The following is a 24842-nucleotide window of genomic DNA, read 5'->3' as shown; positions in this document are numbered from 1 at the left end:
CGAAGCGATCAGCATCGCAGTTGCTGGCTCACACGTTGGCCGATGATTGCTTCGTCGCGACTGGTATTTCAGCAGCCTGCTAAGCGCGGCATAACACGATCCTCGCCGACTGCCGGACTGCGGTCAATCGCTACGAGCTTTTGAAGCTCATCGCTTTTTAGCTGTGTCCGTGCCTTTGACGCCAGGTGTTGGGCCGCGTCCTTGCGGGCTAATCCTGTTACGCCGAGTTATTTGCGTCCTAACGCCGAGATCTAGGAAATCCGTTACTCGAGCTCGTTGACTGCTTTCCAGGAACCGCCGACATGTTGTTGCGTTGAGTCACCTCGGCAACCTCGCCTTCCGTCACTAGACGCAACCGCACGCCCTTTCCGCTAGTCCCGGACGGCACCGCAAACCGCACCACCGCTCTCTTCGGTACCAAATCCCGCGGAGCCTCCAACGCTGGGAACGCGGCTCTTGCCAGTTCCTTCCCACGCGCATCCTCCAGCACCACAAACCCAGCCGGTGCATCGGTGTGGCCGAGGCTGTGCACGGTGACCTCGATGGCATCGGCAGTCACGCGCACATCGCCGTGGCCGATGCCCAGGTCCGGGCGTAGTTCGACCGGGGTGGCGGCTGCGATGCGTTCGAGCTGCAGGACGGTGGTGCGGCCTGCGGGGAAGTCGATGTCGATGGCTGCGCTTTTTTCGAAAGCGACCTCTTGCGTCTTGGCGGTGCTGTCGAGCTTGCCGTCGTTGCCTTTGCTCACGCCCTGGGTGATACGCCATTGGCCCGGGGCGACGTTCCAGCCGGTCATGCTGGCGCGCTGGTTTTTATCCGATGTGTTGTAGGCAATGACGGTGAAGCGGTCTTGCTGGGGTGCGGGGATGGCGATGGCCACTTGGGTGGCGGCCTCTGGATCGGCGAAGCGCCAGCTCACGGTATGGCCGGGGTAGGTCTGATTGCGCTTGAGAGCCACTCCCCCTAAGCGTGCGCGCTGCAGATTGACTGTGGGGGATTCCACGCGGTCGCTCCACCAGTGGCCTTCGGTGTTCATGTAGAAGTTCTGCAGTTTCTCCCGTGCCTCGCTGCGGTAAATGGCGGCGAGATACTCGAGGTTGCCGGTCTGCTCCCAGGCCACATGGTGCGGGAAGTCCGGGGCGCTGCCGTCGTCCTTGTTTGCGGCGTCGAGGAGCTTGCCGCTCCAGTCATTGCGCTTGCCCATGACATCGAGAAAGTTTTCGTTGAGCAGGGAGAGGCCGTTGGGGCCGCTGTTGGCGACGCGGTGATTAATCGGCTTGAGATAGCGATCTTTGCCGGTGAAGCGGTAGGCGGCCCAGAAGGTGTGCAAGGTGTCGGCGCCGCCGCTGCCTTCGAACAGTTCGCCGCCGCGGGTTTTGCCGGTTTGCCAGTTGATCTCGTTGGGCAGCGCCCAGTTGCCCTTGGCGTTGGTGTAGGCGTGGGCGAGATAGCCGTCGGCCAGGCCGGTGACGATGCGGCGGCTGTTGGGGTCGGCGTTATAGCCGCCCAGCAGGATGGCCGGGTGCACGATGGGGAAGGAGTACGGTTTTTGCCATTGCCAGTTGGGCTCGCGGTAGACCTTGCGGCCGCCGAACCAGTTGCTGGCGAACAGCAGGTGGCCTTGCGGGTTGAGCTGGATGATGGTGTCGAAGACTTTCACTGTTTGCATCAGGCGCTCGACGGTGCGTGGGTCACCCCAGTTGAGGTACAGCAGGGCGCTGTTGAGGTTGATGCCCTCTTCGTAGGAATGCAGCTCGTCGGTTTCGATGGTGGACAGGCCGTTGGTGAACATGCCGTTGCGGTAGTTGGCATCGGACAGCGCCAGCATGGAGGCGTTGAGCATGTCCGGGTCCACGCCCATCAGCGCGACGCCGGGCCATTGCTGCACCAGGTCCGAGTCGTCGGAGATGCCGCCGCCGAAATCGCCGTAGGCCACCTGGCGCTGCTCGATCCACCAGCGGATGTAGCGGCGGGTGGCGCTGAGGTCTTGCAGCTGCCAGAACGCCCAGGCGGGCACGCCTTTGGGCACGCTGGGCAGTTCGACAGGCAACGCGCCCTGGTTGGCGTAGCTGATGTCGTTCCAGTACTGGCGGCCGAGGGCGTGGTCCGGGTCGACGCGCAGCAGGTCGGTGATGTCCGCGTCCAGGCGCTTGTAGAGCAGCTGGCGCTTGGAGGTGGTGTGTTCTTCGACCAGAAAGCCCCAGTTGTCCTTGACCTGGTTGAAGCGGTCGGCGACGTGCTCTTTGATGGCATCGGCGCGCGGCTTGAACACCAGCTGCAGCTGGGTGCCGTCGAGCGCGTTGGCATCAAAGCCGGGCGCGGCGGCGGCGATGCTGAGCATCAGGCTGTCATTGCTGAGGATTCTGTCGCGCAGGTCAAGCCACAGCGTGCGGGCCTGGCCGGGGGTAACCGCGACCGAGACATCGATCATGTCGCGCGCGGGCCAGATGGGGTCCTTGATGCGGATGTTGAGCGGGATGCTGCCGTTGTGGGTGGCCGGCAGGTTGAGCGCCGGCAGGGTGATGGCGATGCCGTCCAGGCCGTCGTGCATGTTCTCCCAGCCGTAGGACCAGCTGCGCATCAGCGCCTGGTCCGGTGGCGGGTTGCCCAGGCTGGAGGGCACCAGGATGTGCACGATGGGTTGCTGCGTGCTTGCTGCGGCCTTGTCGCTGGGGCGCTTGCGCGCGGGCGCCTTGGTAGGCAGCGCGATCACGGTCTGGCGCTCGCCTGGCGGGTAGCGGCCGGCGATGACATCGCGCAATGGGGCGAGGTTGTCGTAGTCGGGCTGGATGTCGCTGCGCACGGTGTAGCTGAGTTGCGCGCTGCCCTTGGGCACGGCGCCCGGCTGCACGTTGTAGGCCCAGATTTCCTGGATGGGGGTTTCCTGCGCGGTGTTGGCAAAGCGCAGGGTGCCGCCGCGGCGCTGGGCGAACTGGTCCACGCTGCGCACCACGCCTTGCTTACGTGCGAACAGCGGCTGCGCCTGTGCGTTGGGCGCGGCGTAAGTGGCCTGGCCATAGGCGGCGCCGCGCAGCTCGATGCGGTTGACCGGCTCGTCCGGCAGGGTGAGGTCGAGCGCCTTGCCGCCTTCGACATAGGTGTTCCAGTCCGGCAGCTGGAAGTAGTCGTTACGCCCGGGCAGGCGCGAGCGGTTGTAGACGCCGGGCCAGGTGGTCTCGGCAATGCCGTCGGTGGCCTTCCACATCCATTGCTTGAGGTCGCGGGTATCGGCGAACTCCACCTTGCGGATGCGGGTGACCGGTTCGCTCAGCAGCGGCGGTGCGTGGCCGTTGTCCCAACCGTAGCGGTGCAGGAAGGCGGCGTGTTGCGCGTTGCCGGTGGGTGCTTCAGCGGTGGCGGGCTCCTGCAGGCGTGCCAGCGCGGCGGCGCCGCTGGCGTCGAGCATGCGGTCGTAGATGCGGATCTCGTCGACGTCGCTGCCGCGCAGGAAGTTGTAGCGGCTCTGCACCTGGTGCGGCGACATCACGCGGCCGGCCAGGCCGAACTGGTCCAGCGCGGCGTCGAAGTCGAGCGCGCCGCCGTTGGCGCAAGGCGCACCGCAGTCCGCGCGTGCGGATTCCTTACCGTCCACGTACAGGCGCACGCCGCGGGTTTCGTCCCAGGCAAACGCAATGTGGGTCCAGTCGCTTGCGGCGGGATTCTTGTCGAGGGTGAAGGAGACGCGGGTGCGCGCGAGGTTGGCGTCGGTGACGAAGGCATCGAAGCCGTGGCCGTTCCAGTCGATGCGCAGCCAGGCCATGTCCCAGCTGGTGTGGTCGGCGTAGCCGACGCGGAAGATCACGAACGGCGCTTCACCGACCGGATAACGCGCGCGCCAGAAGAAGCCGAGCGTGCCGCGCTGAGTGTAGAGGTTGCCGGGTGCGTTCCACGACAGCACGCCGTCGTCGGCCCATTCGATGGCGTTGCCGCGTTTGCCGGTGGGCACCAACGTGATCTTGTCGCGGAAATTGGGCACGCCGTCGCCGCGGGCCACATCGGCCTGCAGGTCGCGGTCGGCCGACACCCGGAACAACAGCTCCGGCGCGGTGGTGGTGGCCGCGCGCACCGGCAGCGCGATCAGGCACAGCATTCCCAACAAGAACTTCGACACGCTCACCTCGTCAATTCCAAAACGTAAAACAGCCACCGCGCGCTTGCACGCGATGGCGACGACGCACTTACAGACCGTTGGCGGTGCGCCATTTGGGAATGTCGTCCTTCAACAGCTTGTCCGGCCAGGTGCCGTGCCAGGCATAACCGACGCGGCGCTCGTTGGGCACCTGCATGTACTCGGTCAAGGCCTTGCCGTCGCGGTTGGCATAGAGCGGGCGTTGATTCTGCAGGTCGTAGAAGCGTGCCCATAGTGACGCACCCGGTTGCGCGATGAGGATCACGTCCTGGCCGGTTTCCTGGGTGGGGTCGTCGATCTTCTTGGTGGCCAGATCGCGCATGCGGTGGGTGTCGAACCAGCGCGCAGCGGCCTCGACCGATGCCTTGATCTGTGCGGACGGGGTGGGCTGGCGCATCAGAAAGCGCACGATGCTGACCGACTCGCTGGAGGCCAGCGACGCCAGCTCATACGCACGCGCCTTGGCCGGCTTGAGCGTGACCTCGTCGTACTGCGCGCCCCAGATGGTGAGCGTGCCGCCGATCTTGACCTGGGTGGCGAGCACGCATTCCAGCCCCTTGGTCACCGCCTGGCGGGCGCGTGCACCGTGGCTGGCACGCAGCAGCGCACCGGTGTCGCCCTTGCCCTCGCTGATGTCCTGCAGCAGGTTGAGCACGCGCACCATCGCATCGTCGTTGTAGGTGATCTGGTGATGGTAGGACGACAGGTCCGGGTAGAACTGCGGCCAGCCGCCGTTGGCGTATTGCGCGGTGAGCAGATAGTCCACACCGCGCTTGGCGGCGGCCACGTACTTGGCGTTCTTCTCGGTCTTGTAGAGCGTGGAGAGGTAGCCGATCTCGTAGGTGGTGGCCTTGTTGTCGATGGTGGCGTCGTCCTTGCGCCCGGGTTGCTGCAGCTCGGCGATTTCCGCAGCGGTGAAGGTGCGGTTGTAGTCGACGGCGACGCCCTTGTATTGCTTGGACCAACCGCCGGAGGCGGTCTGCAGCAACAGCATGTTGTCGGCGATCTTGTCGGCCAGTGCAGACAGCGGTGCCAGCAGCAACGCGGTGGCAAGGGCGAAGGTGGTGAGCTTGCGCATCAGAACGGCCTCCAGGTGCCGAGGATAGTGTTGCGATCCAGCGCGGCGGCTTGCGCAGCAGTGAGCTGGCGCGACCACTTCACGCGGCGCGACGGGTTGGCGCCGGCGCCGCTGCTCTGGTATTCGCTGTAGCGGGCGGTGGCCTCGTTGGCGGCGTTGCCCCAGTTGTTCCAGCCCTCGGGCAGGATGTGCGCGCCGAGCTGGCTGCCGATGAAGCTGACGCTCGCATACGGGCGCCACGGCCGGCCCAGGAACACGCGGGTCACGCCGCTGGCGGCGGTGACGCGCGCATTGCGGAACACGAAGCCGCGTGCGCTCTCCTGTGGGGTGGAGGCGGCGGTGAGATAGCCGTCGCCCAGCGAGTGCAGTTGCACGTTCTCGAACAGCGCGGTGCCGGCGCCGAACACGAAGTCCACGGTGCCTTCGACATAGCAGTCGAGAAAGTAGGACAGCTTGGCGCCGCGCAGGTACAGCGTGTCCTGGTAGCCGAGGAAACGCACGTTGCGGAACGCGGCACGGTCGCCATCCACACGCACCGCCACCGCCTGCCCGACCGGTCCGGCGTGATTGCCGAAGCTCAGTTGCTCGGCAGTGAAGTCGTTGCCGGCGATGATGACGCTGGACGAGCCGGAGGTGCCGTACTCGGTACCGGTGGCCGGATTGATGCGCGAGGCGTAGTTGTCGTAGGTGATGATGGTCTGGGTGGCGCCGGCACCGGTGAGCTTGAGCGCCGGTGCGTTGGACGGCACCACGATCAGTTCCTGATACGTGCCGGCGCCGATGTTGATCTGCGCGCGTTTGCCGCCCTGCACGGCGGCATCGATGGCGGCCTGCACGGTGCGGTAGCCGGCGCTGCCCTGCTTGGCCACGGTGTAGACCGGGTCGGCGGCAATGGCGGCGTTGCTGCACAGGCCTGCCACGGCCACCAACGCGGTGGCGGCCAACTGACGTAATACGGTTCTGCGATGCGGTTGCATGTCGCTCTCCTGGTCAGAACTTGTAGCGCGCGCCGATGTAGTACTGGCGCCCGGTGACGGTGTACTTGTCGGGCAATTCCAGCGTGGAATCGACGTAGCGGCGGTCGGGGGTGTCGAGCAGGTTGATGGCCTCGAAGGTCAGCGACAGCTGGTCGTTGAGCTTGTAGGACATGTTGAAATCGACGTTTTCCACGCTGTATTTGCCGGTCACGTCGGCCGTGACCAGGCGCTTGCCATCCAGGTCGTAGACGTCTTCCTGGGCGAGGATGTTGTTGATGTAGCCATCGCGATAACTGGTGGACACGCGCGCACTGAAGCGGCCGTCGTCGTAATAGACGGTGGCGTTGTAGGACTGCGGCGAGAGATTGAGCAGGTCGCGCTCGGTGGCGGTGGTGGTGATGCTGGTGTTGCCGCTGCCGGCGGTACTGAACAGGTAATTGATCTTGGAATCGACCTGGGTGTAGTTGAGCTGCACACCAAAGTTGCGCCAGAAGCCGGGCAAGAAGTCGAAGGCCTGCTGGTAGGTCAGCTCGAAGCCCTTGAGCGGGCCGCCGGGCGTGTTGAAGTAGCTCTGCACGTTGAAGATGGTGTCCGGCGTGAAGCCGGCCGGCAGCAGGTCCAGCGAGTAGCCCATCGCTTCCCAGGTGCTGAGCACGCGGGTGCGCTGCACGTAGCTGTCGATGTCCTTGTAGAACACCGCCGCCGACAGCAGCGAGCCTTCGCGGAAATACCACTCGGCGCTGAGGTCGTAGTTGGTGGAGCGGAACGGGTCGAGCTTGGGGTTGCCCAGGTTGATCGAGAAAAAGCGCCCGTCGTCGAAATACTGGGTGGGGCCGCCGCTGACGCTGGGCGACAGGTACGCCAGCGTGGGGCGCGCCATGGTCTTGGCCGCGCCGAAGCGCAGCACCACCTCGTCGCTGACATCCCAGGACAGGTTCAACGAGGGCAGGATGTCGCGGTAGTTGTGGTTGACGGTGGTGGGCACCAGCAGGCGCTCGCCGGCCGCGGCGGTGGCGCTGGCCACGCCGAAGAACGACTGGCAGTTGGGCGAAATCGCACCGGCCGCGGTGGCCGTGCACGGCGCATAGCCGCTGGCGGCGATCTGCGTCTGCACATAGCGCACGCCCAGGTTGCCGCGCAGCGCGCGGCCCCACAGGTCGGTGTTGAAATCCAGCTGCAGGTAGGTGCCCAGGCTCTTTTCGTTGACGGCGAAATTGTTGTTGGACGAGCCGAAGTGGCCGACATCGGCCAGCCGGTAGTCGCCGCCGGGCACGCCGGTGTCGCAATCGCAATTGATGTTGAGCAGGTCGGCGACTTTTTGGAAATCCGGGATCACCCAGGTGGTGGGGAAGCTGCCGTTCAAGCTGCGGCCGAAGCCGGCCAAATTAGTGCTCAGCTCATTCACACCCACACCGGCCGGCAGTGCCTGCGCCAGTCGCCCGTAGGAGATGTTGCGCGACTCCGACGTGTCCATGTCGTAGTTCTTGTAGGCCAGCCCGGTGCGGAAGGTGAAGGTGGGGCTTATGTTGAATTCCAGATCCACCTTGGCGGTGTCGAAGGTGTTGTTCACCGACTGCGGGTTGAGCCGCACCTCGCTGATGTTGGTGCCGCGCGCGGTGCCGTTGCTGTTGACCGGCACTGCGCCGTAGCCCAGCCACTGCCAGTTGTTGGGGTTACCCGCGTCGAACGGGAAACTCATGCTGGGGTAATCGCCGCCACCGCGCCGGTCCAGCACGAAGCCGTCCAGGTTGGTGTTGTCGAAGCTCACCATCGAAAACTCGGGGCGTTCGTAGTCCGAGGTCGAGTGGCCGACCAATGCATTGACGCGCACCTGGTCGTTGAAGCGGTGCTGCAGGTCCAGGCTGAACTGCTTGAACTCGGTGGATTCTTCGATGTTGCTGGATTCAGTGCGGAAGTCGACGTTGTCGAACACGCCGTAGGTGAGGCGGTTCTGGTCGTCCACCTGCGCCTCGCGCACGGCGATCTGGGTCTTGCCGCCGACGTTGGCGGTGCGGTGCAGGTTGGCGCCGACCGAGTCTTCGCGCTGGTCCTTGTCCAGTTTGGAATACAGCATGTCGAAGTTCAGCAGGGTGTCGTCGCTGACCTTGAATTGCAGCGCGCCGGTGACGCCCAGGCGTTTGATCTCGTGGTCGGTGCGGATATAGCGCGGGTAGCGCGGAATCCAGGCGTTGGTGGCGGTTTCGTAGGCCTGGATGTTCTCCGGCGTGTTGGCCGGGCGCGCGATGCCGGTGCCGCAGTTGGTGGCGCTGATGCCGTAGCTGCCCCAGCCGTTGTTGCGGTCCTGATTGGCCTGCGAGCCGACCCCGGCAGGGGTTTCGTTGGCTAGCGGGTTGCGCGGGGTCTGCGGGTTGTAGCCCACCGGCGAACAGAAACCGTAGTTACCGTTGTTGGTGGCGGTGCTCTGGTTGGAGTTGCGGTAGTTGCCGTGTTCCCAGCGCACCGGGTTGTAGCCTTCCTCGCGCAGGTGGCGCTCGCTGTAGGACACCGACATCAGCGCGCCGACGCGGCCATCGGCCCAGATGTTGCTGATCAGGCCGGAAAAGCGCGGGTCCTTTTCGCGCGAGAGGTCGTTGTAGCCGTATTGGGTGGACGCGGCCGCTTCGAAGCCGTCGAAGTCGAACGGGCGCGAGCCGCGCAGGTCGACCGTGGCACCCAATGAGCCTTCGTCCATCTGCGCCGACTGGGTCTTGCTGATGGTGACGCGGCTGAAGAGTTCGGAGGCAAAGGTATTGAAGTCGAAACCGCGGCTGCGGTTGACGCCATCGCTGCCGCTGCCGGCGGTGGCCAGCGCTTCCAGCCCGTTGATGCGCACGCGGGTGAAGTCCGAGCCCAGGCCGCGCACGGAGATCTGCTTGCCCTCGCCGCCCTCGCGGTCGATGGAGACGCCGGCGATGCGCTGCATCGATTCGGCCAGGTTCAGATCGGGAAACTTGCCGATGTCTTCGGCATAGATGGCATCCACCTGCTCCACGCTGTAGCGCTTGGCGTCCAGCGATTGCTGCAGGCTTTCGCGGTAGGTGGCCTTGACCTGCACGCGGTCCAGGTCGACCGCATCGGTGGGCGTGGCCGGCGGGCCGACGGTTTGCGCGGCAGCACCCACACCGTGCAAGGCCAGGACGATGGCCACCGACAAACGCGCGGCGGACAGGCGGGCGCCTGCCTCGGCGGCGGGACGACGCAAACGGGCTTGCATGATGCACTCGCTCCAATGGCACTGGCTGCAATAACGCGCTCAGCCTCCCCACGGGCCACCGGCGTCGAGATGAGCGACCGACAGCACCGCTGCGCAGTCGTCGGGCGACTATTTGCTGCGTGGTGCCTGACGCTTCCAACATCACGCCCACCGCGTTGCATGCGTGCAGCAACGGCAACGCATGCGCAGCGATCAGGCGTCGGATCGGGGCCCGCTGCGCGTGTGCGCAGCGGGCAGACAGCGGGTCAGAACTTGTAGCGCAGGCCCAGCAGGTACTGGCGGCCGGTTTCGGCGTACTGCAGCGGCAGCTGGCCGGTACGCGGCGAGGACACCCATTCGTCGGAGGCTTCATTGGTGAGGTTGATGCCTTCCAGGCTCAGCTCCAGCTGCTTGCTGATCTTGTAACGCAGCGAGGCGTCGAGGATGGTGGTGCCGGTCATGCCGTGCACGCCGTCGACGTTGAAGCCGGTTTCCGCACCCGGTGCCTGGGTGAGGTAGTCGTCGCGGTTGGTGGCCGACACGCGCCCGGCGAAGGAGTCGCCTTCGTAGAACAGCGTGGCATTCCACGACGAGCGCGATAGACCGAGCAGGTCGTTCTTCATCACCGGTGCGCCGCTGCTGGCCAGGTACTGGATCTGCGAATCGACCCAGGTGTAGTTGAGCTGCACGCCCAGGTTGGCCCACTTGCCCGGCAGGAAGGTGAAGGGCTGGGTGTAGTTGGCTTCCACGCCCTTCAATTCGCCGCCTGGGGTATTGAGCGGGATGCTGAAGGCGAAGTCGTCGTTGACGGTGGCGCCGGTGCCGTCCAGCAACGAAGCCGGCAGGCCGCTGCTGGAATACGGGCGCACTTCGCGCGCGGTCTGGATGAAGCTCTCGATGTCCTTGTAGAACAGGCCGACACCGAGCATGGCGCCTTCGTCGAAGTACCACTCCAGGCCGAGGTCGACATTGGTGGCTTCGATCGGATTCAGATCCGGGTTGCCGCCGGCCACGGTGCGCGCGCCGCCGGCCACCGCCACGGTCACGCCGGGGGTGAGGCTGCCCAGGCCCGGGCGGCTCATCACCTTGGCCGCACCGAGGCGCAGCAGCAGGTCCGGTGCCAGCTCGGCGACCAGGTTGAACGAGGGCAGCGTGTTGTCGTACTTGCGGCCCACCGTGGTCAGCGCCGGTGCGTTGTTGATCAGCGCATAGCCGGTGGATTCCTGCTCGGTCTCCACGTAGCGCACGCCGAAGTTGCCCGACAGCGGGATGGAACCCAGGTCGGTGGAGAACTCGCCCATCAACCAGACGCCGCGGTCCTTTTCCTCGACGCTGCGGCTGTTGTTGACGCGCGGCGCCACGGCGAAGGTGCCGCTGTTGCTGTAGATGCCGAACAGGTCGGCCACCGCATCCAGGTTGGGCACCACCCAGCTGGACGGGCTGCCGTTGATGCCCTTGAGCCCGGCCTGTTCGGTCAGGTCGGTCGGCACGATGGTGCTGCCGTTGGCGAAGGTGGGCACGGCCAGTTCGTTGGCGCGGCGCAGCTCGACGGTGCTGAAGCTGTAGTTCTTGGCCAGCACGCCGCCCTTGAGGCGGAAACCGGGGCTGATGTTCCAGTTGAAGTCGATCTGGCCGGTGTCGAAGTCGTTGTCCACCGACTGCGGACGCAGGCGGATTTCGGCCAGTTCCCAACCGGCGGGGTTGGTCGGGTCGATGCCGTAGTTCAGCACCGGCGCGCGGCTGTTGCCGCGGTAGTCGTAGCTGTAGCCGTCGACGTCGTACTTGTCCATGATGATGGTGGTCTGCACCGGGTTCTCGTGCGCAGAGCGCGAGGTGCCGACCCGGGCGTTGATGCTGAAGTCGTCGTTGAAGCGGTGCTCCAGGTCCAGGCTGACCTGGGTGAACTTGGTGTTCCACTCATCGTGGCGGTTTTCCGAGCGGATATCGACATTGTCGAACTCGCCATAGACCAGCGCGTTGTTGCGGATCTCGCCGTTGCGCACGATGGTGCCCGGCTTGCCGTCGCGCTCCGGCCGGCGCGGGGTGAGCCCGTCGCGGTTGCGGCTGAAGGAGATCGCTTCGATGTAGTGCTCGTCGCGCTTGGCGTCGATCTTGGAATACAGCGCGTCCAGCGACAGCGTGGTGCGGTCGGTGGGCTTCCACTGCAGCGAGCCGGTGACGCCCAGGCGCTGCTGGTCGTGGATCTGCTGGGTGTAGCGCGGGAAGCGCGGGTGGTAGACATCGGCCGAGCGCGCCGCGGCGTACGGCGAGGCGGCGCTGAAGTTGCCGTTGCTGGGGCCGTTGGCCCAGCGGCCGGTGTTGGCGCCTTCTTCCAGCACCTCGCGCTCGGTGTAGGCCACCGACAGCAGGGCGCCGAAGGTGTTGTCGGCCCAGGTGTTGGCGATCAGCGCGGCCACGCGCGGGTTGGCCTTCTCGGCCATGGCGTTGTAGGCGGCCTGGCCGCTGGCGGCGAAGGTGAAGCCGTTGTAGTCGAACGGACGCGCGGTGCGCAGGTCGACGGTGGCGCCGAGCGAGCCTTCTTCCACATCGGCCGAGGCGGTCTTGCGCGCGATCAGCTGCGAGAACAGGTCCGAGGCGAACACGTTGAAGTCGAAGCCGCGGCCGCGGTTGGTGCCGCCGCTCTGGTCGCCGGCGCCCACGGTGGTGAGCGCTTCCATGCCGTTGATGCGCACGCGGGTGAACTCCGGGCCCAGGCCACGCACCGAGATGGCGCGGCCTTCACCGGCCTCACGGGTGATCACCACGCCGGGAATGCGCTGCAGCGACTCGGCCAGGTTGAGGTCGGGGAACTTGCCGATGTCCTCGGCGACAATCGCATCGACCACGCCGGCTTCGCCGCGCTTGATGTCCAGGGCCTTTTCCACCGAGGCGCGATAGCCGGTCACCGTGACGGTGTCCAGGTCGACGGCCGGTTCTGCGGGCGCTTGGGTGGTTTCTTGTGCTGCCAGATGGCCGCTCAGCGCAAGGCCGATCGACAACGCCAGCAAGGTAACCGGTGTCTTCCGGCGGGTGGTCCGAAATTGCATGTACTCCCCTCCCAAGGGTCCATGAACAACATGAAAGTCTGGTTGTGAGCGGTAATGACACCGCTAGTCAAAAAGACGTTACCAGCTGAATCCTCCCGTAACATCTTGCAGCGCAGCAGAAAACGCCACCAAATTTGCCCAAAAGGGGTGCAAGCGGTCACTGCGCGTCGCATCATGGGCCTCGCCCGGCGCGTTAGGCGCCGGCTAGAATGACACCGATGGTCATCCTGACGCGCAGCGGTTCCCCCACACCGTGACGCACCACACAGCCGAGGTAATTGCCGCATGAGTCGTGCCCGTATCCTGTGCTTTGGAGAGTTGTTGCTGCGCCTGGGGGCGCCTGGTCATGAGCTGCTGCTGCAGCAGCCGCGGCTGGACGTGCATTGCGGCGGGGCCGAGGCCAATGTCGGCGTGTCGCTGGCGCATTTCGGCCATGCCGTGGCCATGGTCAGCACGGTGGCCGACAACCCGCTGGGAGCGGCGGTGCTGGGCGAGTTGCGCCGCCATGACGTGGACACACGGCATGTGCGGCGGGTGGACGGGCGCATGGGGCTGTACTTCCTGACCACCGGCGCGCTCCACCGCCCCAGCGAGGTGGTCTACGACCGCGCCGACTCGGCGTTTGCGCTGGCTCCGGCCGACGCCTACGACTGGCCGGCCCTGCTGGACGGGGTGCAGTGGCTGCATCTGTCCGGGGTCAGCCCGGCACTGGGTGCGGACGTGGCGCAGGCCACGCTGGCGGCGGCACGCGCGGCGCGTGCGGCCGGGGTCAAGGTCTCGTTCGACGGCAATTACCGGCCCAAGCTATGGCAACGCTGGCAGGGCGATGCGCGCGGCATCCTGCACCAGCTGTTCGCCTGTGCGGACGTGGTGTTTGCCGACTACCGCGACATCGGCGTGGTGCTGGGCGGCGAGTTCCCGCAGGACACGCTGGAAGCGCGTGTGGAAGCGGCCGCGCAGCAGGCCTTTGCCGCATTCCCGCAGCTGCAGTTGATGGCCTGCACGCAGCGCGTGGCGCACAACGTGGACCACCACAGCCTGGGCGCGCTGCTGGTGCCGCGCAGTGGCGCGGTGGCGCGCGCGCCCAGCGAGGAACTGAGCCCGATCGTCGACCGCATCGGCGGCGGCGACGCGTTCGCCGCCGGCGTGCTGCACGGCCTGATCGAAGGCTGGCCGCTGGAGGACACGGTGCGCTTCGGCCTGGCGGCAGGCTGCCTGAAGCACTCGATTCCCGGCGATTTCAATCCGCTGTCGGTGGCCGATGTGCAGGCCTGCGTGGGGGATGCGCGGTTCGATGTGAGGCGGTAAATCGGGAGTGGGGAATCGGGAATCGTAAGAGCTGAAAGCGCTGGCGCTTCAGTCTTCTGGTGGCCTATCTGGTTGAGACGCTGCAGCGTATGAAGCGCGCTGCGGCGCGAACTGACCAGCAGCGGCCAATAAAACTACTGGGTGGGCCATCAGGCCGCCCGCTGTATCTGTTACCCCGCTCCACTTCAGATCGCCGCCTTACGCCTACCGCGTGCGCGGCGCTTGTTCGCGACCCATGCCATGACGGCGCTCATCAACACCACGCACACCGAGGCCGGGACGCTGAAAAACGAGGCAATCAGCAGCGCATCCTGCCAAAGAGGCGCCGAGCCGTCCTGCATCACTGCAGCGCAAACGACCGCGGTTGTGATCGCAAAATTGGCGGTGGCTTTCAGCGCAAAGTGCACTCGCATAAAGCGCAACAGCACGGCGCACACGGCGCTGACGAGAAATGCCAGTAAGAAATGAGCGATCAGTTTGTCCATCGGGTGCCGGCATCAGGGGTGATCGTTCGGGATTGGTGGCGGTGTCGTTGAAGCAAAGGTACGTGTCTCCGGGGGCGGTGAGCGACACGTGGACTGATCCCTTCTCCCCTCGGGAGAAGGTGCACGAAGGGCGGATGAGGGTACGGCGCCTCCACGTCGCGCCATCCACCACATTGGCAATGAAGGCGTTACCGAGCTCGTCGAACCAGTCACCGGGAGCCACGACGCAACAATGCAGCAGCGCGCCGTCTCAACGCGTGCCCCGCTGCAGGGCCACGCAACACCACCACGGCCCCTATTAAGACGGCCGGCATGATCTGCCGGCCGTTTTCAAACTCATCGGGCTGGGAACTCCAAGCGCGGAGAAACCGCTCTTGCGATTCTCCATTCCCGATTCCCGATTCACCCCAACTCGATGCAGTCGAACGTCACGTCCGTCTCCACATCGGCGTCGTAGTCCACATCGTCGCGCTCGAAGCCGAACAGCTTGAGGAACTCGTGCTTGTAGCCGGCGTAGTCGGTGAGCTGGAACAGGTTCTCGGTGGTGACCTGCGGCCAGAGCGCCTTGCAGGCGTCCTGCACGTCGTCGCGCAGTTCCCAGTCGTCCAGGCGCAGGCGGTTTTCGGCGTCCACCTCGGCGGGCTGGCCGTCTTCGCGATACAGGCGCTCGCGGAACAGGCGGTCGAGCTGCTCGATGGTGCCTTCGTGCAGGCCCTTTTCCTTCATGATCTTGTAGACCATGGAGATGTACAGCGGCATCACCGGAATCGCCGCGCTGGCCTGGGTGACCACCGACTTGAGCACCGCCACGTTGGCGCTGCCGCCGCGCTTGGCCAGGCGCGCGTGCAACCGCTGCGCGGTGTGGTCCAGATCGACCTTGGCCTTGCCCAGCGCACCATGCCAGTAGATCGGCCAGGTGATCTCGGTACCGATATAGCTGAAGGCCACCGAGCGCGCGCCGTCGGCGAGCACGCCGGCGCCTTCCAGCGCGTCGATCCACAGCTCCCAGTCCTGCCCGCCCATCACAGTGACGGTGTCTTCGATCTCCTGCGCGCTGGCCGGCTCGATCGAGGCCTGGATGATGGTGTCCTTGTTGGTGTCGATGGCGGTGGCGGTATAGGTGTTGCCGATCGGTTTGAGCGCCGAGCGTTTCACTTCGCCGGTGGCCGGCAGCTTGCGCACCGGCGAGGCCAGCGAATACACCACCAGGTCGACCTGGCCGCCCATCTCGGTCTTGATCAGCTCGATGACCTGGGCACGCGCGGCATCGGAAAACGCATCGCCATTGATCGACTTGCTGTACAGGCCCGCGGCCTTGGCGTGCTTGTCGAACGCGGCCGAGTTGTACCAGCCGGCGGTGCCGGCCTTGCTGGGGCTGCCGGGTTTTTCGAAGAACACGCCCAGCGTGTCGGCACCGAAGCCGAACGCGGCAGTGATGCGCGAGGCCAGGCCGTAGCCGCTGGATGCGCCGATCACCAGCACCTTCTTCGGGCCGTCATTGCGCACGCCGCGCGCGCGCGTGGCCGCGATCTGCTCGAGCACATTGCGCTCGCAGCCAAGCGGATGCGTGGTGGTGCAGATGAAGCCGCGCACTTTGGGATGGATGATCAACGTGAACTCCTGGTCAGCAAGATGCTGGCGGCATCTTAATCGCTGGCCTGCTGGCGAAACAGCCTGAGGCGCACCACACGCCGCTGTATGGCGTTGCGTGAAGCCCGCTTGCAGCGCCTGGCATGCCGCGTGGCCGGGCCTGCATCTTCCGCGCACGGGCGCGAACGAACGGCGATCACCATCGATTGCCTGCGCCAGCGCCTGTGCTACTTTTGCGCCTGCCGTGCCGTGCCCGGCCGCGCCTGATGGCGATCGTCGGGGCCCCTCCCACCGTGCGACCGGTATCCGAGCGAATGTCTCTTCGAAGCGAGCGCGTCACGCAGCTGGGCTCTGTGCCGCGGTTTCGGCTTGGGCCCTTGCTGGTCGAGCCGGAACGGCTGGCACTGATCGACGACGGCCGGACCATCGCACTGGAACCGCGCATGATGGAAGTGCTGATCGCACTGGCCGAGCGTGCTGGCGAGGTGGTCAGCGCCGAGCAGTTGCTGATCGAGGTGTGGCACGGCAGTTTTTACGGCGACAACCCGGTGCACAAGACCATCGCCCAACTGCGCCGCAAGCTGGGCGACGACAGCCGCCAACCGCGCTACATCGAGACCATCCGCAAACGCGGGTACCGGCTGCTGCCCAAGGTGGTGTTTCCCGACGATTATCGCGGTGCGGTGATGGGCGCGCAGGTGTGGGGACACGGCAGCCCGTATGTGGGGCTGCAGGCGTTCGATCCCGCACACGCCGAGGTCTTCTTCGGCCGCAGCCATGCGATTGCGCAGGTGCTGGGCGCGATGCGCGCGCAGTTGCACAGCCAGCGCGGGCTGGTGCTGGTGAGTGGCGCCAGCGGGTGCGGCAAGACCTCGTTGCTGCGCGCCGGCGTGGTGCCGCTGCTGGCGCAGCCCGGCGGGCTGGATGGGCTGGAAGCCATTGCGGTGGCGTACTGCAACCTGGCGCAATGCCGTGGCGGCGATGTGCTCGCCACGCTGGCGCGCGCACTGGGCGACTGGGCCCCCGGCGGGCGCGCGGTGTTTTCGCCGGCGCAGATGGCGGCGTTGCCCGAGTGGCTGCAGCGCCCTGCCCCGCTGCATGCGGCCATTGGCGAAGCGATGCGTCAACGCCCACCAGCGCGCGACAGCGCGCAGACCCAGCGCCATCTGTTGCTGGTGATCGATCACGCAGAAGCGCTGGTGGCCACGCCCGGGATCACCGATGCCGACCGCGCCGCACTGGCCGCCGCCTTGCAGGCACTGTGCAGCAGCGCGCAGGTGGCGGTGCTGATGCTCACCCGTAGCGATTTCTACCCACGCCTGATCGATGCGTTGCCGCAGATCGTCGAACTCAAACGCGGCGACGGGCATGTGGATCTGCTGGCGCCGCGCGATGGCGAGATCGGCCAGATCATCCGCGTGCCTGCGGCCATGGCCGGGCTGCGTTTCGAAGAGGACCGCGACAGCGCCAGCCGGCTGGACGATGTGCTGCGCGATGCCACCGCGCGCCAGCCCGATGCGCTGCCGTTGCTGCAGCATCTGCTGCATGCCTTGCACGCGCAACGCAGCGACGACGGGCTGCTGACCTTTGCCGCCTACCGCGCATTGGGCGGGCTGGAAGGCGCATTGGCGCACCATGCCGAACACACCTTCCGTGCGCTGCCCGCTGCTGCACAGGCGGCATTGGGCCAGGTGCTGAGCTTGCTGAGCGTGATCCATCCCGACAGCGATGCGGTGACCGCGCGGCGTGCGCTGTGGTCGGCCCTGCCGGCGCACGGCGCAGCGCGCGTGCTGGTGGATGCCTTCGTGCAGGCGCGCCTGTTCGTCAGCGAGCTGGTGGCCGGCGAGCCGGGGTTTGCGGTCGCGCACGAGGCCTTGCTGCGGCAATGGCCGCGCGCAGCCGAGTGGATCCATGAAAACCGCCGCCTGCTGCAGGCGCGCAAGCGGCTGCAGCTAGCCGCACAGCGCTGGGCCGCCGAAGGCCGGCGCAGCGATCACCTGCTCAACAGCGGCCGCCCGTTGAGCGAAGCGCGTGAGGCGGCGCGGCGCATGCCGCAGGATCTGGATGCGCTGGACCACGCGTTCCTGCATGCCTGCGAGCGCTCGCAACGGCGCCGCCGCGGCCTGTATGCAGCGGCGGCGACCTTGCTGGTTGTACTGGCAAGCGCCTCGATGCTGCTGGGCTGGCAGGCGCGGCAAGCGCAGCAGGTGGCCGAACAACGGCGCGACCAGGCCCAGCAACTGGTGAGCTACATGCTGGGCGACCTGGCCGAGCAGTTGCGCACGGTGGGCAACCTCAAGCTGCTCGACAGCGTGGGCAGCCGCGCGCTGCGCTATCTGGAAGACCTGCCCAGCGCGAGCATGCAGCCGGGCGATCTGATCAACCACGCCCGCGCGCTGCGCACCACCGGCGAGGTGCTGATGAACCAGGGCAAGCTGGACGAGGCGCAGGCGGCATTCACGCGTGCCGCCGCCACTGCCGAGCAGGCGCGTGCGCGTGCACCGGCGTCCCTGGAGGCGCACGCCGAAACCGGGCAAACCGCGTATTGGCTGGGGGATCTTGCCTACAGGAGCAAGCAGTTGCCTGTGGCACAGCGGTACTGGTCGCAGTACCTGGCCGCCTGCGAGCAGCTGGTGCGCGCCGCGCCGCAGGACCCGCACTGGCAACTGGAACTGTCCTACGCCCTCAACAACCTCGGCACGCTGGCCAAGGAGCAAGGCCGGACCGGCGCGGCGATCGGCCTGTTTGCACGCTCGATCGCCCTCAAGCGCCAGTTGCTGGCACACACGCCGGACAACGCAGCGCTGCGCTACGAACTGGTCGACAGCCTGTCCTGGCTGAGTCTGACGCAGGAAATGCAGGGCCTGCTGGCCCCCGCCGAGCAGGGCTATCGCGAGCAGATCGCCATGCTGCGCGTGCTGGTCGACCACGATCCCGACGCGCATGCCTGGCGCAGGCGTCTGGCCGGCTCACTGATCCGCGTCTCCAACCTGGCACTGGCGCGTGGCCAGCTGCGCCAGGCGCAGACCGATGCGCAGGACAGCCTGCGCATGCTGCAGGCGTTGGTGGCCTTGCAGCCGGACAATGTCGCCTGGCGCCGCGATCTGGCGCATGCCGACGCACAGGTCGGCTGGATGGCCGCGCTGGACGGGCAACCCGAACTGGCCGTGCGGCACCTCGATCGCGCCCGCCAGACCATGGCCGCGTTGCTGAAACAGGCGCAACCGCTGCCGGAGTGGCAATGGCTGGACGCCATCATCGCGCTACGCCTGCAGCGGGTGCAGCGCGCGCGCGCCGGCAACGATACCGACGGCCTTGCGCCGATCGTTGCGCAGCTGGATGCCTTGCACCGCGCCAGGCCCGACGATCTGCTCGGCCTGTCCGCCCTGGCCCAGGCGCTGGTCTGGCACGGCGAACAGCAGGCCGCCGCCGGCGACGCAGCCGGTGCACGCGCGGCGTGGCAGCGCGCGGTGGCGGTGTTGGGCAAGGACATCGGCAACAGCCGCGACAAGAACCTGCTGGACCCCTGGATTCGCGCACAGGTGCACCTGGGCCAGCGCAGCGCCGTTACGCAACAGCTCGGATGGCTGTATCACGCGGGCTACCGCCACCCGGGGTTCGTCTCCCTCTATGCCCCGCTTCTCAAGGAACAGGACAGCTCATGACGGATTTCAAGATCAAACTCACGGTGGCACGGGTGGGATTCGGCGGCAACACCGGCGCTGGCGAATATTTCTACAGCTTCGCCCCGGACCTGCTGATCGTGGATAAGCACGACAAGGCATCGACGCTGCTCTATCACTTCGATGAAGACGTGGTCCCCCGGCATTTCAAGATCAAGAGTCTGCTGAGTTCCGATGCCTTGAAACAGATCGGAGAACCCACGATCAGTCCCGACGGCCGCAGCGTGCATGTCGCCAATGCCAATAGCGTCCCGACCCTGATCTTTCTGACCATCATCGTCGAGGACGAAAGCCGGAAGGACAAGAAAACCTGGTTCAGCTGTGACCCCCAGGTCGGCAACGATCCGCAGATCAACCCGCAGGAAACCCCACCCCGGCCGTAAGCCCTGCGTCGACACCTGCCTGGCGGCTCGCCGCCAGGCGGTGTGTTGCTGCGGTGTGTTAACGCGGCACAGCGTGCGCATGCGCGGGACTTGGGCCAGCAATGGCCAAGCCACTGCCGTTGGCACCTACGGTCGACCTGCGCACCGGACCAGCTGCCACCGGATGACACTCCTGGTGGTCACGATGCATCTCGCTGCGAGCTGGCTGACGTGCACCTTGCTAGGTGCTCCGGCCCACCGTAGATAGCGGCAGGCAGGCCTGCCGCGGTCTCGCCAACGGCACCTGGCGACGTTCCTACCCCATGCAGTCCCGCGCGCGCGGCTGGATGCCGGCCGGCGCGTCCACCAGGCCGGCAGTGCAGTGCGGCGCCACCGGGTGCAGCCGGTCATCGCGCTCGGAGCCGTTGCTGAAAGCCACCTTGAACTGGCCGCGGGTCGACCACACCACAGGCGTGCCGGCGGCGATGCGATGGGTGCTGCCAACGCCGCGCCCTGCCCATGGCCGACAGGCCGGGCCCGGGCTGCAACCACCCTGGTCGGTATGGGCGGACAAGCTGTCGCAGGTTCGGGCCACCGCGCCCTGCGCGGTCAGGTCGCAGGGCGCTACGCCGACACGCAGGTCGCGCTCGGTTGGCGGCTGGGTATGCAGTGCGGCCTGGACCCAGGCGATCGGCAAGTCGGCCTGGGTCGGCGCCGCCCAGGCGCTGGTGGACAGCACGACGATCAGCACGAACAGATACCGGACCAGGCGCATGACGGACTCCGCAGCGGACCGGAGCGCGGCGCGTCCCCGAGCGACCTCGGTGGCCGCCGGACGACCTTGGTGCCAGGCCGCCCACGCGACCTGACGGCAACCTTACGGTTGTTGCCCGATCCAGCCGAAGCCGGGAAATTCCATTTAAAAACAACCAGATGGAACCTGACGGAAACAGCGTTGTCGGCGACGATCAGCGTGCGTCATGCGCATCGCACTGGCAGTGGCAGTGGCAGTGGCAGTGGCGCATGGTGGCGGCAACGCACAGATCTCTGCTCCCGGCCCGCATGAAGGCCAGAGTTGCTTTGGAGAAGAGCAGGCTTTGAGGCAGAGGGACCTTTTTGCATCAAGCATCCCACCTGCCAACTTACGCTCCTGCGATTCCCGATTCCCGATTCCCCGCCCTTACGAATCCCCAATCCCGACTCCCCAATCCCCGCCCTCAAATCACCCGCAACGTGATCGCCTTCAACACCGCGCGCGTACGGTCGCGGGTGCCGAGCTTTTCCAGGATGGTGGAGACGTAGTTCTTCACCGTGCCTTCGGCCAGGAACAGGGTGCGGGCGATCTCCTTGTTGGAATAGCCGCCGGCGAGCAGGCGCAGGATCGCCACCTCGCGTTCGCTGAAGGTCTCGCGCGGGGGCTGCTGGTCGCGGAACTGGTAGCGCGCCCGCACCGGGTCGGTGCTGACCGGCTGCAGCAGGGTCTCGCCGTGGGCGACCCGCTCGATTGCCTCGCGCAGGTCCTCCGGGGCCGCGTCCTTGAGCAGGAAGCCCTGCGCGCCGGCTTCGGTGGCGCGCAGCAGCAGGTCGCTGTCGTCGAAGGTGGTCAGCAACAGCACCGGGGTGCGGTCGCCGCGGGCACGCAGTTGCTGCAGCGCCTGGATGCCGTCCACGCCGGGCATGCGGATGTCGCTGAGCACCACGTCGACCGTGGTGCTGGCGAGCGCGTCCAGCAGGCCCTGGCCGTCGTCGGCCTCGCAGACCACTTCCACGCCCTGCTGCTGCAACAGCGCGCGCAGGCCGGCGCGGACCAGGATCTGGTCGTCGGCCAGCGCAATGCGATGTGAACTCATGTCGGTAGTCTCGCCATCAGATGCATGCCGCCAGTGGGTGTGCGGCCAAGTTCAAGCTGCCCGTGCAGGGCAGCCAGGCGTTCGCGCATGCCGGTGATGCCGTTGCCTTCGCGGATACGCTCGGCGCAGCGGCCATCGTCGCAGATGTCCACGTGCAGCTGCCTACCGGCGTGATGCAGGTGCACTGCAACCTCGTTGGCGTCGGCATACCGCACCGCGTTGGTCAGCGCCTCCTGCACCAGCCGCAACAGCAGCTCGGCCACGCGGGCATCGGTGATGCGCACGTCCGGGTCGATCTGCAGGCGCAGCGCCGGGCGCGGGAACGGTGCGGCCAGCGCGCGCAAGGCGGTCTGCAGGTCCAGGCCCTGATCGTCGCGCAGCGACTGCACCACGTTGCGGATGTCCGACAGCAGTTCGGCCGACAGCTGCTCCACCACCGCGATCTCGTCGCGCCGCGCCAGCGCCGGGTAGGCGCCGAGCAAGCGCAGATTGATGCGCATGGCGGTGAGCTTATGCCCGGCCACGTCGTGCAACTCGCGCGCCAGGCGCAGGCGCTCGGCATCGCGCGCGCTATCGGCCAGCAGGGCGCGGGTGGCCAGCAGATCGGCATTGACGTAGGCCAGGGCATCGCGCGCGCGCTCGGCGCTGCGTGCGTAATGGGCGGTCAGCGCGGCGAAGGCCTGGAAACCGGCGTAGATGCCGACGATCAACCACGGACGCTCGAACCCGGCCTGCACCAGCAGCGCATACATGCCCGCGTTCAATGCCAGCGCCAGCAACAACACGCGCACCGGCGGCCAGGTCATGCCCGCCTGCGCCACCAGCATGACCAGCAGCACCGGGGCGGTGCCGGCACGCGGCTCCATCCAGACCATCAGCAAGGCCATGACCGCTTGCAGCAGCGTTGCGACAGTGCGCAACGCATGTAATGGCGGCAACACGGTGTGCAGCAGAAACAACGCGGTGAAGCCGGCCAGCACGCCCCAGCGCCAGGCGCCCTGGGGTGATGCGTCCGGCACGAACGACAACGCCACCGCGGCAATGGTGAACGCACCGGCCAGACGCAGGGGATGCAGAAGATGAGGCAGGGAAGAATTCATGCGGCGATGCTGACGGCCGCGCGGCCACTCGGCAATGGTGCGCATGCACAAAGTGACTTCCGGCAGGTGCGATCGATGACCTGCGGCCCCTGCCGTCGCTGCGGCGCGTCCGCACACTGGCATCACCAGCCCACCCATCGCCACGGAGTCACGCCATGTCCGCTTCCAGTCTGTTTCTTGCGCTCAATCTGCTGTGGGGCGGCTACGAACTGCTGCTCAGTCGCCGCCGCCGTGCCGGCGACGGTGGCGCGCACGATCAAGGCACCCTGCAACACCTGTGGCGCGTGTTGTCTGCGGCGGTGGCCGTTGCGGTGGCACTGGCCTACAGCGGCCTGGCCCACTGGCCACAGGGTTGGGGCGCGCCGCTGCAATGGGCCGGCTGCGCCTTGATCGGCAGCGGGCTGGCGTTGCGCGTGTGGGCCATCCAGGTGCTGGCACGTTGGTTCACGGTGGATGTGACCATCCAGCCCGATCACCAACTGGTGCGCAGCGGCCCATATCGCTGGCTGCGCCATCCCTCCTATACCGGCGCGCTGATGGCCTTTTACGGGCTGGCGCTGGGCATGGGCAATGGGTTGTCGGTGGCGGCGATCGTGGTGCCGGTGACCTGGGTCTTCCTGCATCGCATCCGTATCGAAGAGGCCGCATTGCAGCGTGCCTTTCCGCTGGCCTACCCGGCTTATGCAGCGCAGAGCCGGCGCTTGCTGCCGCTGGTGTGGTGAGGGTTGAGAAGGCAGCGGGGCAGCACAGCCGCGCGGGGCCTCGCCGGGCTTGCGTCCCGCAGATCGCGCAGCAGTCCACCGGCCACACCGATGGTCTTACACTCAGCGGCTACCCGCCGCTGCCGTGCATCTTCGATGATCATTTCCGCCGCTTCCGACTACCGCGCCGCTGCGCAGGCGCGGCTGCCGCCGTTCCTGTTCCACTACATCGATGGCGGCGCGTACGCCGAGCACACCTTGCGGCGCAATGTCTCGGATCTTGCCGATATCGCATTGCGCCAGCGGGTGCTGCGCAACATGTCGGACCTGAGCCTGGGCACCGAGCTGTTCGGCGAGACGCTGGCGATGCCGGTGGCGTTGGCGCCGGTCGGGCTGACCGGCATGTACGCGCGCCGTGGCGAAGTGCAGGCCGCGCGCGCGGCGGCCGCGCGCGGGATCCCGTTTACGTTGTCCACCGTGTCGGTGTGCCCGATCGAGGAAGTGGCGCCGGCGATCGCGCGGCCGATGTGGTTCCAGCTGTACGTGCTCAAGGACCGCGGCTTCATGCGCAACGCACTGGAGCGCGCCAAGGCGGCCGGGGTGACCACGCTAGTGTTCACCGTGGACATGCCCACGCCGGGCGCGCGTTACCGCGATGCGCACTCGGGCATGAGCGGGCCCAACGCAGCGCTGCGGCGCATGCTGCAGGCGGTCACGCATCCGCGCTGGGCCTGGGACGTGGGCCTGCTGGGTCGCCCGCACGACCTGGGCAATATCTCCACCTACCGCGGCAGCCCGACCGGCCTGCAGGATTACATCGGCTGGTTGGGGGCTAACTTCGACCCCTCCATCGCCTGGAAGGATCTGGAATGGATCCGCGAGTTCTGGACCGGGCCGATGGTGATCAAGGGCATCCTGGACCCGGACGATGCGCGCGATGCGGTGCGCTTTGGCGCCGATGGCATCGTGGTATCCAACCATGGCGGCCGCCAGCTCGACGGCGTGCTGTCCAGCGCGCGCGCGTTGCCGGCCATTGCCGATGCGGTGAAGGGGCAGCTGAAGATCCTGGCCGACTCGGGCATCCGCAGCGGCCTGGACGTGGTGCGCATGCTGGCGCTGGGCGCCGATGCAGTGCTGCTGGGGCGTGCGTTCGTCTACGCGCTGGCGGCCGGCGGCCAGGCCGGGGTGGAGAATCTGCTGACCCTGATCGAGCGCGAGATGCGCGTGGCGATGACCCTGACCGGTACCCATTCGATTGCCGAGATCAGCAGCGGTGCGTTGAGCCGGGTGACGCGGGAGAACGCGGTGGCGCCTTGAGGGGATTCGGGATTCGGGATTC

General features: G+C 66.7%; 15 protein-coding genes. 5 read left to right on the top strand and 10 right to left on the bottom strand.

Features of this window, described 5'->3' with window-relative positions; all coding sequences use genetic code 11:
• Nucleotides 1-238: 238 nt before the first annotated feature.
• From XarjCFBP7645_RS06875 to XarjCFBP7645_RS06855, 5 genes are all read right to left on the bottom strand, one after another.
• Nucleotides 239-4090 (bottom strand): LamG-like jellyroll fold domain-containing protein, encoded by a 3852-nt coding sequence (locus tag XarjCFBP7645_RS06875; protein WP_429001459.1) that lies wholly within the window; start codon nucleotides 4088-4090, stop codon nucleotides 239-241.
• Between the two features lie 88 nt (nucleotides 4091-4178).
• Nucleotides 4179-5207, bottom strand: coding sequence for a pectate lyase (gene pelA, locus XarjCFBP7645_RS06870; RefSeq protein WP_102583074.1), 1029 nt, complete (start codon nucleotides 5205-5207; stop codon nucleotides 4179-4181).
• Nucleotides 5207-6184 (bottom strand): pectinesterase family protein, encoded by a 978-nt coding sequence (locus tag XarjCFBP7645_RS06865; protein WP_104536680.1) that lies wholly within the window; start codon nucleotides 6182-6184, stop codon nucleotides 5207-5209. Before XarjCFBP7645_RS06865 ends, pelA begins: the two co-directional genes overlap by 1 nt.
• A 13-nt stretch (nucleotides 6185-6197) precedes the next feature.
• Nucleotides 6198-9398, bottom strand: a complete 3201-nt coding sequence (locus tag XarjCFBP7645_RS06860; RefSeq protein ID WP_104536679.1) for a TonB-dependent receptor — start codon at nucleotides 9396-9398, stop codon at nucleotides 6198-6200.
• Between the two features lie 245 nt (nucleotides 9399-9643).
• Nucleotides 9644-12424 carry a TonB-dependent receptor gene (locus XarjCFBP7645_RS06855; RefSeq protein WP_104536678.1) on the bottom strand — a complete coding sequence of 927 codons (2781 nt, stop codon included), beginning with the start codon at nucleotides 12422-12424 and terminating at the stop codon, nucleotides 9644-9646.
• 285 nt (nucleotides 12425-12709) lie between these two features.
• Between XarjCFBP7645_RS06855 and XarjCFBP7645_RS06850 the strand changes: the two genes are divergently transcribed.
• A complete protein-coding gene (locus tag XarjCFBP7645_RS06850) occupies nucleotides 12710-13732 on the top strand; it encodes a sugar kinase (protein ID WP_104536677.1) in 1023 nt (340 codons plus the stop codon).
• A gap of 185 nt (nucleotides 13733-13917) precedes the next feature.
• Here XarjCFBP7645_RS06850 and XarjCFBP7645_RS06845 read toward each other — a convergent pair whose 3' ends face one another.
• Nucleotides 13918-14217 (bottom strand): hypothetical protein, encoded by a 300-nt coding sequence (locus tag XarjCFBP7645_RS06845; RefSeq protein ID WP_047126437.1) that lies wholly within the window; start codon nucleotides 14215-14217, stop codon nucleotides 13918-13920.
• Between the two features lie 402 nt (nucleotides 14218-14619).
• Complete coding sequence (gene fabV, locus XarjCFBP7645_RS06840) at nucleotides 14620-15828, bottom strand: enoyl-ACP reductase FabV (RefSeq protein WP_104536676.1); 1209 nt, start codon at nucleotides 15826-15828, stop codon at nucleotides 14620-14622.
• A gap of 293 nt (nucleotides 15829-16121) precedes the next feature.
• Between fabV and XarjCFBP7645_RS06835 the strand changes: the two genes are divergently transcribed.
• Nucleotides 16122-19472 carry a winged helix-turn-helix domain-containing protein gene (locus tag XarjCFBP7645_RS06835; protein ID WP_104536675.1) on the top strand — a complete coding sequence of 1117 codons (3351 nt, stop codon included), beginning with the start codon at nucleotides 16122-16124 and terminating at the stop codon, nucleotides 19470-19472.
• The gene (locus XarjCFBP7645_RS06830) at nucleotides 19469-19873 is read left to right on the top strand and encodes a hypothetical protein (protein ID WP_104536674.1); all 405 of its coding nucleotides are present in this window, start codon (nucleotides 19469-19471) and stop codon (nucleotides 19871-19873) included. The genes XarjCFBP7645_RS06835 and XarjCFBP7645_RS06830 overlap by 4 nt, the downstream gene beginning before the upstream one ends.
• Nucleotides 19874-20168: 295 nt before the next feature.
• Here XarjCFBP7645_RS06830 and XarjCFBP7645_RS06825 read toward each other — a convergent pair whose 3' ends face one another.
• The 3 genes from XarjCFBP7645_RS06825 to XarjCFBP7645_RS06815 all read right to left on the bottom strand — a co-directional run bounded on the left by XarjCFBP7645_RS06825 (nucleotide 20169) and on the right by XarjCFBP7645_RS06815 (nucleotide 22925).
• Nucleotides 20169-20627 carry a hypothetical protein gene (locus XarjCFBP7645_RS06825; protein WP_104536673.1) on the bottom strand — a complete coding sequence of 153 codons (459 nt, stop codon included), beginning with the start codon at nucleotides 20625-20627 and terminating at the stop codon, nucleotides 20169-20171.
• Between the two features lie 442 nt (nucleotides 20628-21069).
• Complete coding sequence (locus XarjCFBP7645_RS06820) at nucleotides 21070-21702, bottom strand: response regulator transcription factor (RefSeq protein ID WP_104536672.1); 633 nt, start codon at nucleotides 21700-21702, stop codon at nucleotides 21070-21072.
• Entirely contained in the window at nucleotides 21699-22925 is a 1227-nt protein-coding gene (locus XarjCFBP7645_RS06815; protein ID WP_104536785.1) for a sensor histidine kinase, read from the bottom strand. Before XarjCFBP7645_RS06815 ends, XarjCFBP7645_RS06820 begins: the two co-directional genes overlap by 4 nt.
• Nucleotides 22926-22957: 32 nt before the next feature.
• Between XarjCFBP7645_RS06815 and XarjCFBP7645_RS06810 the strand changes: the two genes are divergently transcribed.
• Together XarjCFBP7645_RS06810 and lldD are read left to right on the top strand one after the other, a co-directional pair.
• Nucleotides 22958-23524 (top strand): methyltransferase family protein, encoded by a 567-nt coding sequence (locus XarjCFBP7645_RS06810; RefSeq protein WP_046345258.1) that lies wholly within the window; start codon nucleotides 22958-22960, stop codon nucleotides 23522-23524.
• Between the two features lie 135 nt (nucleotides 23525-23659).
• A complete protein-coding gene (gene lldD / locus XarjCFBP7645_RS06805; RefSeq protein ID WP_104536671.1) occupies nucleotides 23660-24820 on the top strand; it encodes an FMN-dependent L-lactate dehydrogenase LldD in 1161 nt (386 codons plus the stop codon).
• The last annotated feature ends 22 nt before the right edge of the window (nucleotides 24821-24842 follow it).

The organism is Xanthomonas arboricola (assembly GCF_002940665.1).
GTDB classification, from domain to species: domain Bacteria; phylum Pseudomonadota; class Gammaproteobacteria; order Xanthomonadales; family Xanthomonadaceae; genus Xanthomonas; species Xanthomonas arboricola_B.
The sequence above is the reverse complement of the archived record's forward strand: the minus strand, read 5'-3'. Positions and strand labels throughout refer to the sequence as shown.